Here is a 13887-nt window from a genome sequence, read left to right on the forward strand (position 1 = left end):
TTTGACACTTTAAAATTGTATCAACTTAAAGATTAGAAAGCATGAAACTTAACGAAAAAAGTAAGAGGATAATTATTGAAATAACTTGTCTATTGTATATCCTTTTATTGGTTTATGCAGCGATGAACAAAGGACTTGATTTTGAAAATTTCAAGATAGAATTGGGGCAGTCTCCATTGCTAAGCGCATTTGCCCATTGGATATCCTGGACTGTCCTGATTGTGGAGTTCGCTATTGCAATATTACTTCTTTTTCCAAAAACACGCATCAAAGCACTTTATGCTGGATTTTGTTTGATGACCATGTTTACGGCTTATATTTTTATCATGCTGAATTACAGTTCTTATCTTCCTTGCTCATGTGGAGGTATATTGGAGAAAATGAGTTGGAACGAACATCTAATATTTAATATCGTTTTTGTAGTATTGGCTGGATTAGCACTCTGGTTAAATCATACTCCAAATAATTCAAGAAGAAAAAACACAAGAGCTATTTCATATCCTATACAATTATCATTAGCTTTCATATGTAGTAGCATTGTAATATTGCTTTTATTTCTCTCTTCAGAGGAAATTATGCAACAGCAGAATCCTTTTATCCGCCGATATCCGCATCATCCAATTACTTTAACCCATACTTTAGATCTAAAGTACAACTCGTATTATTTTGCGGGAGCTGATGCTGAAAAATTATATCTTGGAAATTCAACCGTTCCCTTATACTTATTATCTATTGATACTAAACTAAAGCAACAAAAAATACGAGCAACTTTTAATCGCAATAGTTTTTCTTTTAAATCAATTCGAATGGTAGTTCAGCCTCCCTTTTTTTATATAATTGATGGTGTAGTTCCTGCTATTTTCAGCGGTCGGATTAGTAATTGGCACGCCAAATTACAGGAGCCAGAACCTCCTTATTTTAATATTGCTGTACCTATAGACAGTAGTGCAATTGTTTTTAGGGGTATTAGTACGTCAAGCACTAACAGTACTCTTGGTAGTTTCAAGGCTGGAGATTCATCAAAAACACGTATAGCACCTGAATTATTGCAAAAACAAATTGATGGTATTTTTGATACTGACGGCATGTTACATTACAGCCAGGAAATGAAACGAATGATCTATCTCTATAGTTATCGAAACCAGTACATAGTAGCAGATGAAAATGGAAGATTAGATTACCGTGGCAATACCATTGATACCATATCGCGGGCACAAATAAAAGTGGCTTATCTCAAAGAAAAAAAAGAGCGAACAATGGCCATACCAACTCTAACGGTTAATAGAACCAGTAGCGTCTACGGGCATCTTCTTTTTGTAAACTCTAATGTTCCGGGACGTTACGAACAAAAAGAGGTTTGGAAACAAGCCTCGGTAATTGACGTTTATGATCTTAATAGAAAAGGGTATTTGTTTAGTTTTCATATTTATGGTATTGGTAATAAAAAGCTTAGAGATTTTATTGTAACAGCAAGCCATGTGTATGCCCTTATTGATACCAAATTGGTGGTTTACAAAATAAACAATAAGCTAAAAAATAAAATGAAACCTGTGCAGAAAAAAATCTGATACAGTAATGATATACTAGCGCTAAGTATCAGGAATTAGATCGAACACCTGTAGAAAAAAGTAGATCACAATTAACCTTTAAATTACACAATTATGAAATCTATAATTTTAAAAAAAATGATGCCTGCTGCAGTTTTTGTGTTGGGTATCTCAGGGGCACTTCTGACCACGTCAATGCAGAGTGATGCTAAAATCGACGATTTAAACCCTATAATGGGATTTGTTAATCTGTCAGAGCAACAACCTTGTGCAGTTCCTGTAGCCTGTGATGATCAGGGAAATGTCGTATGTCGCGCTTATCCAGGAGGGCCTCAAGCGTTTGGGATAACGAGTACTAATCCAACAACTTGTAGTAAGGTGTTGTTTCGTCCTCAAGATTAATTTTTAGGATGCTTATTAAAAAGTGTAATGCAGTTCTTTTGGAACTGCATTACTGTTTTAGTACAGGTTATTATTTGAGACCCGTTTTAATCCACACTGCCGGAGGCATATCTTTTAGATGGTAATCAAACCACTGATGTATTCTAACAGCAAGATCTTTTTGATTTTGACTCTTCTCAAGAGTATGAGCTTCTTCGGGATAGAGTAACATAATATGGGGTTTCTCTAAACGTCGCAGTGCCAAATAAAATTCTATACTTTGACTCCAATTGACCTGTTTGTCATCATCCCCAGTCCAAGAGAGCAGCGGTGTTGTGATATGTTTCGCATGTACTATTGGAGAATTTCTATCGTAACTCTCACGATCTTCAAATAATGATTTTCCCATGCGCCATTGTTGACTCTCAAAACGCCACATATCAGGTCTTCCTGTATTCCATCCCATTGTAAGATAAAAACTCGTTAGGTCCGTTGCGGCAGAACCAGCCACAGCAGCAGCAAAAAGGGGAGTCTGTGTTATAATAAAATCGGCCTCATACCCTCCAAAGGAGTGCCCGATGAGCCCAATTTTTTTAGGCAATACAAGTCCTTGCGAAATAACTTCGTTTGTTGCAGAAACAACACAATCAGTTGCCGATATTCCAGGATCACCAATTTCATATGAAATATCCGGAGCCAATACAAAATAGCCCTGAGTGGTATAAGTAGCAATATTAAATGATTCATCTTCTCCTGTGAATTGAGAAGGAAAGGAATATGTATTGTGAAGTCTTTTGGATAATTTTTCATAAATAAAGACAATCATTGGATATTTTTTTTGATTGTCATATGCTGCTGGATAATATAATACAGCCTGCAAGGATTTTTCCTTTGCATTTTTGTATTGAATTAACTCTGATTTTCCCCAACAAAATTGCTGTTGTTGTAAGTTACTTTGCGCTATTACCTGAGGTTTTTTATCCGTATTATTTTGTAGTAGCATCAACCTTGGGGAAAGATCATAAGATTGTTCCCTGTATAGTAATGTATCACCACTGGTGGACTGAATTATTTGATCCAGACGGGTATTATTTGAAAAGACGAGCTTATCATTAGATTTGGACGACCATTTATAATAACCAATTCCTCCTTTTTTGTCAGTAGCTTCCAAAAATAATCCTTTATTAAGATCTACGGCATTATAAATCCATCCGTTGTAATTTGGGTTTCCAAAGAGTGTATTATTGGAAAACCTAGCTAATCGAAATTGGGTTTGGGTTTCTCTGCCATGGGTTAGCCTTCGGGAGGAACTACCATCGGGACTAATTGCCCAGAGATCGTATTCATCAAATAGAAGGATTTCTTTATCTTCTAGGGTCCAGCCTAATTTTGGATAAATTTCTTCAGTTTGATGGTATTCACTTTTGTTGTGAAAGAAGGATTCTTTACTGTTTTTGGTGATATTGGTATGGGTTTTCTTTGTAATATCATAAACCCACCAATTTTTATCCTGAAAATAGGCTATATATTTTCCCTCCGGAGAAGCAATGGTGTATAGAAAATGACCTGAATGTTTTTTTAAAAGCAGCTCTTTTTTGCTGGTGGATAAATCTACCAGATAAAAATCCCTGAGACCTTCATAAGCATATTGTGGTTCGTATTGTTGTTCATTGGATAGAATGGCAAAGTTTTGATTTCCAGTTAGCATAACCTGTGATAGTGTATCATTGGAAATGAGCTGGTAGTCATCCAGCTTTGGTCGCCATAGTCCTAGATAAATGCCTTCGAAAGCTTTTTGCTTTTCTTTCATGGGATAAACCTGTTTTGCATTTCCATTCCATAATTGTACATCGGAATCTTTTATGCTATCATTTGATTTTGTTATAAGCTGTGCTGTAAAGAATATTTTTTGCAGGTCGTCGGAAATCTTTAATTTAGAACCTGCAGTTGGGATAAAGAGAGAGTCTCCCAGAAAATGGTACTGGTTTTCATAATTGGAACGGTATAATTTTTTACTGGATAGCTTATAACAAAATAGGAGACTACCAGAAGGGGAAGAGTCAGGGGCCTTTTGCATAAAAGCCACTGCCTTTCCTTTTGTATGCCAGACCAAATTACAAAAAGGATCAGCACCATTAAGTAAGACTGTCTTCCGATTTTTTTTAGAAAGTTCTAAAAGTGCAATAGTATGTTGCTTCTCTTTTGTTGTTGTTGTTGTTGTTGTTGTTGTTGTGTAAAGGACCATTTGCTTTGCTGGATCCATTATAAATTCATTTACTCCCGCAATGCGTTCCAGAGGGGTTCCATCGAGTTTGCGAATAAGCAATAGGTTCTCTTTTCCTTTTTGAGTTATCAAAAGTAAAAGTTGATTTGCTGTTGGTACGTAAGCATATTGAGTTACGTTAGTTAGGGCTTCTTGTTTATCCGTTGTGAGATTCACCAGATGCAATCCTTCTGCTGTTTGGCAGGAAAACCAATTGGGAGTTATGAAATCCCCTCCGTTTCCTAAAGGAAAAGCTTGCGTTTTAAGCGATTTGGTGTTTTTCAAAAATAAAGTATCAAGACCATTTTCGTAGCGTATTTGATAACTGATCCATTGTCCGTTAGCACTTATTTTATCAGCAGCTAATCTTCCCCATTTTGGATAATCTTCCGCTGTTAGCGTCTTTTTTTGCAATACCTGCCCCCAAAGGGAGCAGGCTACTAATTGCAAAATAAAAACCAAAAAAAAGAAAGACTTTCGCCGTAGCAACAAAACTGTTGTTTTGAATTGTATTTTCATTGCAGTGTTTGATATTAGTATAAAAAATTAATAACCCGGATTTTGAGGCATAAGATTTGGGTTAACATTTAGCTCACTTTCCGGAAGAGGTAAAAGGCTGTCGGTTGTATTCCAGCCCGGCTTTGCAGATAAGAGAGCATCTAGCCTCCCTGTTCTTTTAAGATCAAAAAAGCGATGTCCATACTCGGTGAAAAGTTCTTTTCTTCTTTCCTGAAGTATTGCCTCCAGAATTTCTTCTTTTGAACTCGCCACTATATCAGTAAGACCCGCACGCTTTCTGATCTTGTTCAGGTCATCTTTTGCTCCGGTGAGATTTCCTAACTTGGCGCTGGCTTCAGCACGAATGAGATATTGCTCGGTCAGACGCAATACTATGGAATATTCTTTTGAAGCGCCGGTCGAATTTTTTTCTTTGTATTTATAGGCATAATTCCAAGTATCGATTCCATTACTTATAGAAGCTGTCCAATGCGATTTTCGCAAATCGTTTACCTCAAAGGAATTTACGAGTGATTGGTTTAGTGCGACTAGTGGTGGCGGTCCTGAAGTAAAAATGAAGACAGTTGCCTCATCTGTATTTTTTCCTGTAAGAGCAGGCATGAATTGCCAGATTGCTTCTGTGGAGTTTTTTAGAAATACTTTATCGAGATTATCCTCAAAAAGATACAAAGAATTGTTGTCGATTACGGCTGTAGCCATTTTACTGGCATCATCCCAGGCGCCTTTATAGAGATAAAACCGGGCTAAAAGTGCTTTTACTACATATGAATTTGGACGTACCCTTTCTGTTGCAGGATAGGTTGGCGATAGTAACCCCTCAGCAGTTTTTAAATCGTTTAGTATATAGGCATATACTTGATCTCCGGGTATTCTGGTTACAACACTATTGGCTTTGTAATCCGTAGTTTGTACATAAGGAATGTCTCCAAAGAGCTGCGACAGGTAAAAATGAAGTAACCCACGTACAAAGAGGGTTTCTCCTTTTAATTGCGCTTTTTCCTGAGCACTGAGGTTAGATGCCTGAACTCCTTCTAATACTGCATTGGCAGCATAGATCTGATTGTAAGAGTTGTTCCAGAACTGGGCTACAGTACTGTTAGAAGACAAAACGGTATTGGTATAAAAGGCTAAAGTCGGATCGACAGGAGAACCATAAAATGCCAGCTCATCAGTATAATTACCCAATTGAGATGAAATGCCAAATAAGGTTCCGGTAAGTACTCCCTTATCTCTGATTTTAGAATAGACGTCTGCCATAGCAGCATCGGCTGTGGTATAATCTTGAAATACGCTGGTACTGGTGAGTTGTGATTTTGGTAGGTCTACCTCCAGAAAAGAATCACAAGCTGGCATAAAGAGTGTAGTGCTCAAAAAAACTATTTTTTTAAATGCACTCCAACAGCAATATAGATATCGTTTTTTATATTTTGTTTTCATACTTTATCTGTTAAAAAGTTAGTTGAATTCCGGCAGTTATTATTTTAAGTGGTGGCAAATAGCCACTGCTTGTAAATTCAGGGTCACCATCTTTATAAGGAGTAAATGTCAAAAGGTTCTGTCCTTGCACCATAAGAGTACATTGCACTTCTTTGATGGTCAAAGGAACATCATAACTAAGAGCAACCGTTTTAAGACGAACATAAGAGGCATCTACAAAAGTAGCGTTGCTATTGCTATATCGGGATTGCGCAGTGATAGCAGGAAAATTATACCCTGTGGTATAGATTTGATAAGGTCCTGTGTCACCTGTTTCTTGCCAACTATCAACCATTCTTTGGGGTTGATTAACCATCATTCCTGCAATGCCACTATCATAATTCAGATGGTGTTGTTTTACAAACTGAAAAAGAAAATCCAGTTTCCAGTTTTTGTAGCGGAATTGATTTTGAAATCCTCCAAAATAGTCGGGATTAAGATTCATTACAGTTTGTTTGTCATTAGGAGAAGACAGTTTACCATCGTTGTTTTGATCCTCAAACTGATATATTCCAGTGGATGGGTTCAGCCCTGTGTAGTTGTATCCCAATAGAATATTTAGTGGTTCTCCAATACGGTATTTGTTTTTATAAGTTGAACTATTCAGATTAGGGAAAGCAATGAGCTCATTTCGGGAAATACTCACATTGAGACTACTGGTCCAATTAAAATGGGTAGTAGAAAAATTAACAGTACGCAGAGTGAATTCCAATCCTGTATTTTCAACAGTTGCAGCTAAGTTTGCCTGTATTTGAGTAAAACCAGTTGTTCCTGGGAGTGGAATCCCAACGAGTTGATTCGAAGAGCGGTTTTGGTACCATGCTCCAGTTAGAAAGATTCGGTCAGCAAAGAATCCTAATTCTAAAGCTGCTTCCAGTTTTTTATTGACTTCCCATCCGAAGTCGGGATTAAACAAACGTGTGGGCTCCAATCCAACGGTAGTACCATAGTTAATACCTGAAGAATTATAGGTATTTAAAAATTGGTAATCTCCAATTTGATCGCTACCAGTAGTTCCATAACTGCTTCGTAGTTTTCCAAAACTCAGCCAAGAACTGTTTTTCAAGAAACTTTCGTTGGAAAATAACCAAGCCACACCTATGGCGCCAAAATTTGCATATTGATTTCCGGGACCAAAGCGACTTGATCCATCACGTCTTGCTGTCAGGTTCATAAATATAACAATCTTTCCAATTGTAATTGATTCTTCCAAAAAATGCCTGATATTTATATAGGGCTTCATCACTAAGAAGAACTTGCTGATTGGTTGCCGATGCTAAGTCATAAATAAGACTGTTGGAACTAAATCCACTTCCTGTTTGAAACAAACGCGAGGTGTTCTGCTGTTGGAAGGTTCCCCCTAAGAGAATTCCAAGCTTGCCGCCACCAAATTTCTTTTCCCAATTAAGCTGTGGCTCTATAATCCAGGAGTTGCGTTTGGTATTGTTGAGAAACAAAGACGAAATGGCGCTCGTATGTCCGTAAGAAGGGTTGTATATCGTCGAAGGAATAATGCGACTTTCTACATGCTGCAAATCGGTGTAACCAAAGCTGCTCTTCAGGGTTAAATCAGGTACGATTTCATATGATAAAACAAAATTGGCCAGTAAGTCCTTAGTTTTGGAAACAAATGCTGAGGATAAGTTTCGAAGGGGGTTTTCCCAAGTCCCGTTTTCCCAATTGAGATTTCCGGATGCATCGTATAGAGCAGGAGCATTTGGAGGAAGATATAGCGAGTCATAGGTAAGGTCAGAGGCAGGTTGGTTGTTGTTTTGCGCAGTATATCCTGCAGAAATTGCCAAGTGGAATTTGTTATCTGCTGATTGATGATTCAAATTGAACTGGGAACCTCCCTTTTTATATGAAAAATCACCTGGGAACACGGTTGATTCGGTATGGTAATTTCCACTAAATAGGAACTGGGTGTACTGTGATCCTCCGGTGATTGTTCCTTGTAAATCTGTAATTATGGCTGTTCCGCCAATAAGCTCTTTTTGCCAGTCGGTATAACGATTTTGATTCCATGTTCCATTGATGTCGTAATCCCACGCAGGATATTTAGTTATCCCATCATTAATAAAAGCCTGACGACGCATCGTAAGGTACTGCTCGGTGTTCATGAGCTTGGCGAATTTGGTTACCGTTCCGGTTCCCGTAGAGGCACTGAAACTAAATCTGGTTTTTCCCTCTTTCCCTTTTTTGGTAGTGATTAACACTACGCCATTAGCTCCACGAGACCCATAAATGGCAGTTGCATCAGCATCTTTGAGTATTTCAATACTTTCAATGGCATCCGGATTGATACTATTTAATGGGCTGGTTACCGTTGGAAAAACCGTTGCCGTCTGATTGTACCCAATAGGATCTGAAGCATAGGGAACGCCATCTATAATATATAAAGGATTATTTCCTTCTGGGCGTATGCTGTTTTGCCCCCGTATCTGGATTTCGAATCCTCCACCGGGGACTCCTGTGGTTTGGGTTACGTTCACTCCTGCCATACGTCCTTGCAGGGTAGCAAGAACATTAGTCACGGGTTGGGTTTCAATGTCTTTGGCTGTGATTCTTGAAATACTGCCCGTACGCTCGCTTTCCTTTACTGTATAATATCCTGCGTTGACTCTGACTTCTTGCAGTGCCATGGTATCGTACTCTAATACTATGTTTATGGTATGTCGCCCTTTTATGGGGACCAGGACAGTTTTGAAACCTATAAAAGAAACGACCAAAGTATCTGAAACAGCACCAGCTATATTATACTGTCCGTTGTAATCGGAAATCGTACCCGAATTAGTTTTGCTTTTTAGGGCAATGGTTACGCCTGGTAAAGGATTAGTACCATCGGTAATGGTACCATGTACCAGATTTTGTTGAGAGTTGGACTGCTGTTGCCGCAGTACACTTTTTGCTATAACAGGGGTAAAAGACAAGAAACACCCGAAAAAAATCAGGCAATAAAGAGCCTTACTACCCTTGTAGAATGAATAATTATTCATAATATTGGGTTAGTTAAGTAAAACGTTTGTTTTGTTTGCTACGGTCCTCTATACTAGTTTGGTGACGAATTAGAGGGCCATTTTTTGTGCGTTAAGTTAGGTGGAGTATGGTATCGACTACCATTTTTGTTGAATCATAGGCACTAAATTTTGGTTAGTTGAACTAATTAATTGCGAGACTATGAAAATGATGAAGTTTTGGTGCTATGAATTAAAGCTGAAGCATTTGCATGAAATAAAAAAATGGCGCAGAACTCAACTTACATCGCTCCAAGGTACTGGTATACCCGCACACGAATAAGTGAGCCCACGCCATGGTCGTGAGCATCTTACTTATCCTCTCGCGTGCTAAAATTACCAGTTTTTGGAACGAGATTCAAAGCGAATGCTTCAAATATTTTATATGAAGAATCGCAAATTTAATAAAATGAATACTAATTTGTTAGTAATCAAGTCAAATATAATAAAAAATATCGGTACTACAAACCGTACCGATATTTTATTTAAGTTATCGTTAATTGCATTTGTGAAAAAAGCTTTAGAAGAAAATATAAAATTCAGGATTACAATTAGTCTACGCAAGCTTTTGCAAAGCAAAGGTAAAGACGCTGTTCCACAAAGCTATAATGATATAGCTACGGCTGCTGATATTCGTAAAGCTACCGTTTCAGATACTTTCAATGCAAAATCAATCCCAAGTTCTTCAACGCTAATTCTCATTTTAAAAGCTATGGGGTCTTCACTTAGTGATTTTGAGAAAATATTTGATTCTTTAAAAGATTCGGATATTCTGGCATTCAAACGCGGTTTAGTATAATAACTAATTTGAATTTTACCAGGAAAGATACGTAAGTATTTTCTTCTTATTCAATATACTGTAGGCTAGTACAATTTACCTTCTAATTATTTCTACAAAAAAACTATTAATATGGATTTGTCCGATATAAATCACTTTATACTGCTATTAGTGACTGGGGCAGCAATTCCCATCATAACAACATTTTTTAATAATAAATCAAACCAAGAGGGATACTTTGAAATATAAAAACGATCTGAAAACTGCAATAGAAAATAGAGAGTTTGAAGAAGCTAAAAACTACAGAGAATATTTAATGAAAACTGTTGAAGAGATTCATCAATTGTTAAGCTACTTTGAACACAATATATCATTAACAAAAAGTTTAATTGAATTGCGCAAAAAAAATAACACCTGAAGAATCTGATACTATATATGAAAACGAATAGAAAAATTAATTGGTTAAAAAGCATTGTATGTTCAAGATTTTCCAGATTACCTATGATAACATCTTAAATATTGCAGCTTTGCATAATGTCTTTTGGGGAAATCAAAGAACACTTTTTTAGGAATTAATATCAAGGAAAACACAGAAGGATACAGGTTAACAACAGGGCTTCCTATTTGAAACCCAGAATAAAACTAGAAAAGAAATGAGATTTGATATTAGTTCACTTGAAAAAAATACTCAGAAAAAGTTAATGAAAAATACAAGCTTTAAGGGTGCAACACAATAGTACGATTTAGTAAAATTAATTATACTAAATCTATAACTAAAAATCAAATAACAAAATGATTATAAGTGAAACCGAAGAAATTTGAATAACCTTTGTTACACTGAGCTAGTTTACGACAGAATAAACAAAAAACTAAATAGTAATTTTTCAAAATCTGAAATTGAAACAATGCTTTTTGGCATCCTAAAAGAAACTCAAGAAAAAGTCTTTTAGGAAAAAGGGCAAGAACTATTATGTTTCAAATACTGAAAATGACATTATTTAGAATCACGGTAAACTTATACACATACAGAATTATAACTGCTAACGAATTACTAAAGTTAAAAAAAATTACCGAAAAAAAGGAAAACCTAAAAAAGCAACCCCACTTGAATAATTCTAAGTAGGGTTTATTTATTTTAATCGAATTGCTTTTTAGCAGCTTCTACAGAAACTTTCTAAATTCTTTGAATAGTTTCTCAAGTTATAAGCTTGATTTACCAGCTCTTGGACCAGCCGCTTTAACACCTTTCTTGATTAGCGATTTAGATTCTGCTTTAAAAGTTTCGATTTCTGTGTTGATTTTTTCGATTAAATCTTTCATAATATTTTATATTAAATTAAGGCAGCAAAACTAATGGTTTGTTTAATATATTGAAATAATTTAAGTTTAAATTACATGCTATTTATACTGATTAACTTAATTACCTATCACAAAACCTTACTGTGGAATTATTGTATAGACTATTGTAGCTTTGAAATTCAAAACTATCTTTGTGCAATTTTTAAATATATTAGGTTGCTTTGGTTTTACATACTATATAATACTAAATACAAGAAAGTTACATATAGTGACTATCATGCTAAAATATCAAATCGTTAAAAATCACTAAAAGTGGGTATTGCAAAGAGCTAAAAAGCTACATACATTATGTGTGATTTTTCTTTAATGCAACAGAAATCCAATTTATTGAAATTTTACAATAGAAAAGTAAATTAAATAATCGACTTTGCTAAAAAAAATCTCCCATCCTAAAAGCTGTAAAACCCTTTGTTTAGGGAGTTTTCTAATGTAAAAATAGTATTAATTAAATATTAAAAAGCTAGTTTTGTAGCTTTTAAAATTATTCCATAGAATGTTGAAGATAAAATTACTTTTCTTACTAATTATTACGTGTTCATTAGGTTACAGTCAAAGCAAAGGCGCAAAAGTTATGGTCAATGCTGGGCTCAAAAAGATAAGATTTTGATTGGTTGGGCTATTAATTCTCCAATAGAATGGCAAAAAGCAAATAAAAAGGGATTTCTAATTACTAGAACTACAATACTTCGAGATGGCAATGTTTTGCCTAAACCCGATAAAATAGTACTTACACCAAAACCACTTCTTCCCAGAACCTTTGGATTCATGGCTTGACTTAGCACAAAAAGATAATAATGCGGCTATAATTGCACAATCTATCTACGGAGAAAATTTTGAAGTGTCTGGTGCGTAACGGAGAACTTGCTAAAATAGTAAGTATGGCTGATGAGCTGGATCAACGGTATACTTTTGCTTATATGCAGCCGATATGAGTTTTACTGGTGCAGTAAAAGCGGGTTGGGGATTTGTAGATACCAACGTTAAAGTCAATGAAGTGTATGCTTATCAGATTGAGGTCTCGAAAGCCCAAAGGTTAAAGAATCTTCTTATATGATCGGTTTAAAAGACTATAGTGTTTTACCCGCACCAACAGATTTTATTGCGATTCCGGATGATAAAAAAGTACTGCTTTCCTGGGATTATGAAACATTCAAAAGAATATACACTTCTTTTATGGTCGAAAAATCTTCTGATGGGATCAACTATACCCCAATAGCAACTACACCTTTAGTTAATCTGAATGATAAAGACGAACATCCATCTAAAACCATGTATTATATTGATACGCTTAGTGTAAACGATAAAATGTATCAATATAGATTATACGGTATAACTTCATTTGGAGAAAAGGGTGAAGTAACAAAACCAATTGCTGCAACTGGAGTGGCTGCTATCGTTACCGCTGCAAGGCTTATCGATTATAATATTGTGAACTCTAACGAAGTTAATTTGGAATGGGAATATCCTGTAGCCTCCGAAGGTTTTATTCAGGGTTATGAAATTAACCTAGCAGATAATGACAAAGGTCCCTATAAAGTGGTTACTAAAATGATTCCTCCATCGGAGAGAAAACTCGATGATTTAAAATTTATTTCCATCTAATTATTTCACCATATCTGTTGTGGGTAAAAACAATCAGCGCTTAACCTCGCAGAGTATGTTGATTCAGCCTGTAGATTCTATACCACCAGCAAAACCAATGGGCTTGAAGGTGTAATTGATAGTCTTGGAGTGGTTCGCTTGAAATGGAAACCAAATCAGGAAAAAGATTTGCGTGAATACCGAATTTTAAAAGCCAATAATGCTGGTGAAGAATTTGTAGATATTTATCATAAATCCTATGTAGGCAATGATTACAAAGACAGTGTGAGCCTTAAAATGACAAATAGTAAAGTGTATTATAGAATTGTTGCAGAGGACATGAGGTTTAATATTTCAGAACCATCCGATATTTTAATTTTAGATGAACCGTAAATTCCCCCTGCTGCACCCATTTTTAAAGACTATGAAAATAAAGACGGTAAAGTACATCTAAAATGGATACGCAGTTATAGTGAAGATGTAGTAGGACACAGTCTAAGAAGGAGAGAAAAAGGGCAAGAAAAATGGCAGGAGATTAAACAAATAAACGATACCATTCAGGAATATACAGATGACAGGATAGAGAACAAAAAAACATATCAATACGCTATTCTGGCCAGGGACAAAAGTAATCTGTGGTCATCATTAGATCATTCTATAATAACGGTACAAGTTTTGGATTTTACACCTGTAAAAATAATTACATTTTTGCAAGGACTGCCTGATCGAGAGAATAAAAAAATAGTCCTGACATGGAATTATAATAAAAGTAAGGACAAAGTAATCAGTTTGAGTATTTATAAAAATGTAAAAGGAACACCGCCAACATTATGGAAAGAATTAAATGGTACTGTTTTTACTATAGAAGATAAAAATTTAAATATAAACTCGGAATATGAATATCATTTAATTCCTAATTTACAAAATGATAGCCCTTCAAAAGTCGAAACCCTAACAGTTATATATTAA

14 protein-coding genes are annotated in these 13887 nt (G+C 35.8%); 9 read left to right on the forward strand and 5 right to left on the reverse strand.

Annotation, left to right across the window (positions count from 1 at the left end; all coding sequences use genetic code 11):
- Nucleotides 1-41 precede the first annotated feature (41 nt).
- Complete coding sequence (locus AC1RYN_RS12525; RefSeq protein ID WP_481807228.1) at nt 42-1568, forward strand: MauE/DoxX family redox-associated membrane protein; 1527 nt, start codon at nt 42-44, stop codon at nt 1566-1568.
- Between the two features lie 93 nt (nt 1569-1661).
- Nucleotides 1662-1949 carry a hypothetical protein gene (locus AC1RYN_RS12530; protein WP_481807229.1) on the forward strand — a complete coding sequence of 96 codons (288 nt, stop codon included), beginning with the start codon at nt 1662-1664 and terminating at the stop codon, nt 1947-1949.
- Between the two features lie 70 nt (nt 1950-2019).
- On the opposite strand, the gene AC1RYN_RS12535 is transcribed toward AC1RYN_RS12530, so the two are convergent.
- The 4 genes from AC1RYN_RS12535 to AC1RYN_RS12550 form a co-directional block, all read right to left on the reverse strand.
- Nucleotides 2020-4710, reverse strand: a complete 2691-nt coding sequence (locus AC1RYN_RS12535; protein ID WP_481807230.1) for an alpha/beta hydrolase family protein — start codon at nt 4708-4710, stop codon at nt 2020-2022.
- 27 nt (nt 4711-4737) lie between these two features.
- Nucleotides 4738-6081 (reverse strand): RagB/SusD family nutrient uptake outer membrane protein, encoded by a 1344-nt coding sequence (locus AC1RYN_RS12540; RefSeq protein ID WP_481807231.1) that lies wholly within the window; start codon nt 6079-6081, stop codon nt 4738-4740.
- A 76-nt stretch (nt 6082-6157) separates the two neighbouring features.
- Entirely contained in the window at nt 6158-7360 is a 1203-nt protein-coding gene (locus AC1RYN_RS12545) for a TonB-dependent receptor domain-containing protein (protein ID WP_481807232.1), read from the reverse strand.
- Entirely contained in the window at nt 7338-9182 is a 1845-nt protein-coding gene (locus tag AC1RYN_RS12550) for a SusC/RagA family TonB-linked outer membrane protein (protein ID WP_481807233.1), read from the reverse strand. Before AC1RYN_RS12550 ends, AC1RYN_RS12545 begins: the two co-directional genes overlap by 23 nt.
- 364 nt (nt 9183-9546) lie before the next feature.
- Between AC1RYN_RS12550 and AC1RYN_RS12555 the strand changes: the two genes are divergently transcribed.
- The 3 genes from AC1RYN_RS12555 (at nt 9547) to AC1RYN_RS12565 (ending at nt 10928) form a co-directional block, all read left to right on the forward strand.
- The gene (locus AC1RYN_RS12555; RefSeq protein WP_481807234.1) at nt 9547-9999 is read left to right on the forward strand and encodes a helix-turn-helix domain-containing protein; all 453 of its coding nucleotides are present in this window, start codon (nt 9547-9549) and stop codon (nt 9997-9999) included.
- Between the two features lie 217 nt (nt 10000-10216).
- Nucleotides 10217-10396, forward strand: a complete 180-nt coding sequence (locus tag AC1RYN_RS12560) for a hypothetical protein (RefSeq protein WP_481807235.1) — start codon at nt 10217-10219, stop codon at nt 10394-10396.
- A 400-nt stretch (nt 10397-10796) separates the two neighbouring features.
- The gene (locus tag AC1RYN_RS12565) at nt 10797-10928 is read left to right on the forward strand and encodes a DUF3781 domain-containing protein (protein WP_481807236.1); all 132 of its coding nucleotides are present in this window, start codon (nt 10797-10799) and stop codon (nt 10926-10928) included.
- Between the two features lie 250 nt (nt 10929-11178).
- Here AC1RYN_RS12565 and AC1RYN_RS12570 read toward each other — a convergent pair whose 3' ends face one another.
- Nucleotides 11179-11298: a hypothetical protein gene (locus tag AC1RYN_RS12570; RefSeq protein ID WP_481807237.1), complete on the reverse strand. Its 120-nt coding sequence runs from the start codon at nt 11296-11298 to the stop codon at nt 11179-11181.
- 642 nt (nt 11299-11940) lie between these two features.
- Here AC1RYN_RS12570 and AC1RYN_RS12575 point away from each other — a divergent pair.
- From AC1RYN_RS12575 to AC1RYN_RS12590, 4 genes are all read left to right on the forward strand, one after another.
- On the forward strand, nt 11941-12111 hold the full coding sequence (locus AC1RYN_RS12575; protein WP_481807238.1) for a hypothetical protein: 171 nt from the start codon (nt 11941-11943) through the stop codon (nt 12109-12111).
- A gap of 276 nt (nt 12112-12387) precedes the next feature.
- On the forward strand, nt 12388-12939 hold the full coding sequence (locus AC1RYN_RS12580) for a hypothetical protein (RefSeq protein WP_481807239.1): 552 nt from the start codon (nt 12388-12390) through the stop codon (nt 12937-12939).
- A gap of 138 nt (nt 12940-13077) precedes the next feature.
- Entirely contained in the window at nt 13078-13311 is a 234-nt protein-coding gene (locus tag AC1RYN_RS12585) for a hypothetical protein (RefSeq protein ID WP_481807240.1), read from the forward strand.
- Between the two features lie 282 nt (nt 13312-13593).
- On the forward strand, nt 13594-13887 hold the full coding sequence (locus AC1RYN_RS12590) for a hypothetical protein (RefSeq protein WP_481807241.1): 294 nt from the start codon (nt 13594-13596) through the stop codon (nt 13885-13887).

Source organism: Flavobacterium sp. TC780 (assembly GCF_056783245.1).

Coding starts and splice junctions, on each gene's coding strand:
- AC1RYN_RS12580 (WP_481807239.1), top strand. CDS start 12,388: ATGATCGGTTTAAAAGACTATAGTGTTTTACCCGCACCAACAGATTTT.
- AC1RYN_RS12530 (WP_481807229.1), top strand. CDS start 1,662: ATGAAATCTATAATTTTAAAAAAAATGATGCCTGCTGCAGTTTTTGTG.
- AC1RYN_RS12570 (WP_481807237.1), bottom strand. CDS start 11,298: ATGAAAGATTTAATCGAAAAAATCAACACAGAAATCGAAACTTTTAAA.
- AC1RYN_RS12535 (WP_481807230.1), bottom strand. CDS start 4,710: ATGAAAATACAATTCAAAACAACAGTTTTGTTGCTACGGCGAAAGTCT.
- AC1RYN_RS12550 (WP_481807233.1), bottom strand. CDS start 9,182: ATGAATAATTATTCATTCTACAAGGGTAGTAAGGCTCTTTATTGCCTG.
- AC1RYN_RS12525 (WP_481807228.1), top strand. CDS start 42: ATGAAACTTAACGAAAAAAGTAAGAGGATAATTATTGAAATAACTTGT.
- AC1RYN_RS12545 (WP_481807232.1), bottom strand. CDS start 7,360: ATGAACCTGACAGCAAGACGTGATGGATCAAGTCGCTTTGGTCCCGGA.